Raw genomic sequence first — 439 nt, forward strand, 5'->3', positions numbered from 1 at the left:
AAGAAGAAATAGGTCCAACAATTTTAGCTAACTCTTTTGAAACATCACAAAATCTTCCGTTTCTATCCATTTTCCAAGTAAATCGTTGTGGCAACAATTTCGGCGTAAAATAAAAAAGTTCCTGATTATTCTTCAACTCGTCTGATTTTAATGGTGCATATAAAACCAAAAAACTTACCGGTTTCATCTTCAAGCGAATAATGCCAACTTGAGTACGAATACCTGCTATGGTTAAAATGGTCTTAACTGGCGTTTCATTATCAATCGTCTGTAGCAGAATTTTAACTGTTTCATCAATAAACGAAAAATGAGAGGAAGTCTCCAAGACTTTCCCATGTTCATCAACTACCGTAACAGACATTGCTGCGTCATCCAATCCAGCGATAAGAGAAACTTCTTCTGCTAGAAATGATTCCAATAAAAATGCCTTTCCTATACC

General features: G+C 35.5%; 1 pseudogene. It reads right to left on the reverse strand.

Annotated elements, in window-relative coordinates:
- Window positions 1-439, reverse strand: a pseudogene (locus tag J7R10_RS10115) (PAS domain-containing sensor histidine kinase); the annotation flags it as partial.

The sequence above is a fragment of the Bartonella vinsonii subsp. berkhoffii ATCC 51672 genome (genome assembly GCF_902825225.1).
Taxonomy (GTDB): domain Bacteria; phylum Pseudomonadota; class Alphaproteobacteria; order Rhizobiales; family Rhizobiaceae; genus Bartonella; species Bartonella berkhoffii.